The sequence below is a fragment of the Paenibacillus sp. 01L418 genome, from assembly GCF_056400045.1.
In genome coordinates this window covers 1-4,208 of record NZ_JBFTSN010000500.1, presented here as the reverse complement: position 1 = coordinate 4,208, position 4,208 = coordinate 1, and the positions used below count along the sequence as shown (strand labels likewise).

The 4,208-nt window shown below is 44.9% G+C and carries 4 protein-coding genes; all 4 read left to right on the top strand.

Going from position 1 to position 4,208, the window contains the following annotated elements; genetic code table 11:
* A partial coding sequence (locus AC1DSE_RS31340; RefSeq protein WP_477528774.1) for an NAD-binding protein occupies window positions 1-450 on the top strand: 450 nt, incomplete at its 5' end.
* A 123-nt stretch (window positions 451-573) separates the two neighbouring features.
* Window positions 574-651: a K(+)-transporting ATPase subunit F gene (gene kdpF, locus AC1DSE_RS31335; RefSeq protein WP_076268070.1), complete on the top strand. Its 78-nt coding sequence runs from the start codon at window positions 574-576 to the stop codon at window positions 649-651.
* An 18-nt stretch (window positions 652-669) separates the two neighbouring features.
* Window positions 670-2,349 carry a potassium-transporting ATPase subunit KdpA gene (gene kdpA, locus AC1DSE_RS31330; RefSeq protein ID WP_441879090.1) on the top strand — a complete coding sequence of 560 codons (1,680 nt, stop codon included), beginning with the start codon at window positions 670-672 and terminating at the stop codon, window positions 2,347-2,349.
* Between the two features lie 18 nt (window positions 2,350-2,367).
* A partial coding sequence (kdpB, locus tag AC1DSE_RS31325; RefSeq protein WP_477528773.1) for a potassium-transporting ATPase subunit KdpB occupies window positions 2,368-4,208 on the top strand: 1,841 nt, incomplete at its 3' end.

Genomic DNA, 4,208 nt, shown 5'->3' with positions numbered 1-4,208 from the left:
TCCCAAGGCTTCTTTTTTGTTGCCTTTTTTACCATATGGAGGAGAATTCGGTTGCAGGAAGAGCATATTATTGTTGCTGGTTTAAACGAGGCTGGCCAATCATTTATACGAACTTTGCAGTTTCATCAATTAAAATTTATCGTTTTGACAAATAGTAAACAGGAAGAAAAACAGCTTCGCAAGCAGGGCATCAGCAATGTTTTGTACATCAATACGAATGATCGTCAAAGCTGGAATGTTCCTTCGATGAACATTAGCGAGGTATTTATATTCGAGAGCAGCTTGGCGCTTAGCTGCCGCTTTGTACAGTGCTGTAGAGCTTGGACCTCAAAGTCCATTTACGTCATCACACAGCAGTGGAATCCAAGGGCTATTTACAAGGGGCTTGGAGCGGATCATATCGTATTCTCTCATACCGGTGAAGTCGGTTTTCTATTAAGCAACAAATAATGCAGGAGGGGTTTACATGCAGGATTTTTATATGTTCGGGGCGTTGTTAGCTAGCTTCGGTTTATTTTACGGATTTTTAACTTGGTGCTCCAGTGTTATTGAGAAAACAGGGGGCGAAGGCTAATGACTGTCATAGCGATAGCGGCTGTATTTGTTTTCGTTTATCTGATTTATGCTTTAATTCATCCGGAGAAGTTTTAATAGAGGGGGATTTACAAGATGGATATTTTACAATTGCTTATCGTCATTGCCGTTCTTGTATTGTTAGTTAAGCCGCTTGGTACTTACGTCTATCATGTGTTCTCAAATGAACACAATCGGTTAGACAAAGTATTCGGAGGGACGGAGCGATTTATATTTAAGCTTATTGGTCTCAAAAAAAGAGAGGGCATGAGTTGGAAGATATACGCACTCAGCTTTGTTGCAACCAATTTAATTTTAGTTGCTTTCAGCTATTTGATATTGCGGTTCCAAAATGCACTGCCGTTTAATCCAAATGGCATGGCAGCCATGGAGCCTACACTGACTTTCAATACAGTCATCAGCTTTATTACCAATACGAATCTTCAGCATTACAGCGGGGAAAGTGCCTTATCTTATTTCTCCCAAATGGCGGTCATCATGATGATGATGTTCACGTCAGCGGCGACGGGCTTCTCGGTTGCCATCGCGTTTGTTCGTGGGATTACGAGTAAAGGAACGACGATCGGCAACTTTTTCGAGGATTTTGTAAAAGCACACACAAGAATTTTTCTTCCGATTTCCTTTATTATCACGCTAGTGCTTGTCGCTCTTCAGGTGCCGCAAACACTTGATCCAACATTTACAATTAAAACGCTTGAGGGAGCCATGCAGCAAATTGCAATCGGTCCTGTAGCTTCGCTTGAATCCATCAAACATTTGGGCACAAACGGCGGCGGTTTTTTTGGAGTGAACTCGGCTCATCCATTTGAAAACCCAAATCCATTAACGAATGTGATTCAAATCTTGTCGATGTGGGCGCTGCCGGCTTCACTGCCTTATGCATTTGGGCTTTTTGCTAAAAACAAAAAGCAGGGCTGGGTTGTATTCTCCGCCATGATGTGTCTGTTTCTTGTGTTTCTAAGCCTTGCTTACACATCGGAGAAAACAGGCAATCCTGCAATGAGCGCACTAGGAATCGACGCGACTCAAGGAAGCATGGAAGGCAAGGAAGTAAGGTTCGGTATCGCGCAATCGGCACTGTTCACAACGGTAACAGCTGCTGCGACAACGGGTACCGTCAACAATATGCATGACACGCTTACACCGCTTGGCGGCTTGGTTCCGCTTGCTGAAATGATGCTTAATGTCGTCTTTGGAGGCAAGGGAGTAGGGCTTATCAATATGCTCATGTACGCCATACTAGCTGTGTTTATATGCGGGCTGATGGTCGGCCGAACGCCAGAGTTTCTGGGACGAAAAGTAGAGCCGCGAGAAATGAAACTGATAGCGATAGCGATTCTAGTTCATCCCTTCATTATATTAGTGCCCACAGCCATCGCTTTTATGACGGATTTGGGTCACGGGGCGATAACGAATCCAGGGTTTCACGGCATTAGCCAGGTGCTTTACGAATATACGTCATCGGCTGCGAATAATGGCTCCGGCTTTGAGGGATTAGGCGATAATACGCCTTTCTGGAATATTAGCACTGGACTTGTCATGCTGACCGGCCGCTATATTTCGGTGATTGCGATGCTTGCGGTTGCAGGATCTCTTGTTCGCAAGCAGCCTGTTCCAGAAACAATCGGGACGTTCCGTACAGATAATGGACTTTTCACTATATTACTAATTGGTACTGTTCTTTTAATTGGTGCATTAACCTTCTTGCCGGTCATCGTGCTTGGGCCGGTTGCAGAATATTTGACACTCCGCTAACGGATGAGGTGAACGATAATGAATAAAAATAAGAAGAATAATTTGCTGTCGGGAGACGCGGTTAAACATGCCGTTGTCGATAGCTTTGTGAAATTAAATCCAGTTACGATGATGAAAAATCCCGTTATGTTTGTTGTCGAGGTAGGGACGGTTATCGTTCTGCTGATGACTATTTTTCCAAATTACTTTAATTCTCAAGAACGCATAGGCTTTAATATTACCGTGTTTTTCATCCTGCTTTTCACGCTGCTGTTCGCAAACTTTGCTGAAGCCATTGCAGAGGGCAGAGGCAAGGCACAGGCCAATTCGCTCAAAAAATCTAAGCAGGAAATGAGCGCCAATAAGCTCGTCGGCAGCTCTATTGTAGTCGTATCATCAACGGAGCTCCGCAAAGGCGATATTTTCATCGTCTCCCAAGGTGAGATGATTCCTGGTGATGGCGAGGTCATTGAAGGGCTGGCTTCCGTAGATGAATCAGCGATTACAGGTGAATCGGCGCCAGTTATTAAAGAAGCTGGAGGAGATTTCAGCTCGGTTACAGGCGGTACAAGGGTTGTGAGTGACAAAATTAAAGTGCGCATGACGAGTGACCCCGGGGAGTCATTCATCGATCGGATGATTGCCCTTGTTGAAGGAGCGAAACGTCAGAAGACGCCTAATGAAATTGCGCTCAATACACTTTTGACTAGCTTAACGATTATTTTCTTAATTGTAGTTGTTACGTTGGCACCAATCGCTAACTATTTGGATATCCACTTAGAAATTCCAGTATTAATTGCGCTGCTTGTATGTTTGATTCCGACGACCATCGGCGGACTATTATCAGCAATCGGCATTGCTGGGATGGATAGAGTAACTCAGTTTAATGTACTGGCTATGTCAGGTAAGGCTGTTGAAGCAGCAGGCGACATTAATACGATGATTTTGGATAAAACAGGAACGATCACATTCGGCAACCGGATGGCAAGCGAGCTTGTGCCTGTCGGAGGCAGCAATCTTCAAACTTTATCGGGTTGGGCGGCTATTAGCTCGATTAAGGATGAAACGCCTGAAGGCCGTTCTGTGCTTGAATGGATGAAGAAGCAGGGCTTAAGCTATGATGCTTCACTTGCGGAAGGCGGCGAATTTATTGAATTCAAAGCAGAGACGCGAATGAGCGGTATTGATCTGGCAAACGGCCGCCGAGTTCGGAAGGGCTCTGTCGATGCGGTTCGGAAGTGGGTAGCTTCACAGGGGGGGACCATACCAACCGATTTAGAAAATATTTCGAATACGATTGCTACATTAGGCGGTACACCGCTCGCAGTAGCTGTTGATAACCAAATCTTTGGTGTTATCTATTTGAAGGATACCGTTAAGCCAGGAATGAAGGAAAGATTCGATCAGCTGCGTGAAATGGGCATCAAAACGATTATGTGTACGGGAGACAATCCGCTTACTGCAGCAACCATCGCACATGAAGCGGGAGTCGACGATTTTATTGCGGAGAGCAGGCCGGAAGATAAAATAGCTGTTATACGCCGTGAACAAGCCGAAGGAAAAATGGTTGCGATGACTGGTGACGGTACAAACGATGCTCCTGCACTTGCCCAAGCGGATGTGGGTCTTGCTATGAACAGCGGGACGATTGCTGCTAAAGAAGCTGCCAATATGGTTGATTTGGATTCGGACCCTTCCAAAATTATTGAAGTCATTGCTATCGGCAAGCAGCTGCTTATGACAAGAGGGGCACTGACGACTTTTAGTATCGCTAATGATATCGCCAAATATTTTGCAATCATTCCAGCGATGTTCATGCTTGCCATTCCCGAGATGGGCGTTCTAAATATTATGAATTTAGGCTCTCCATTGTCTGCTAT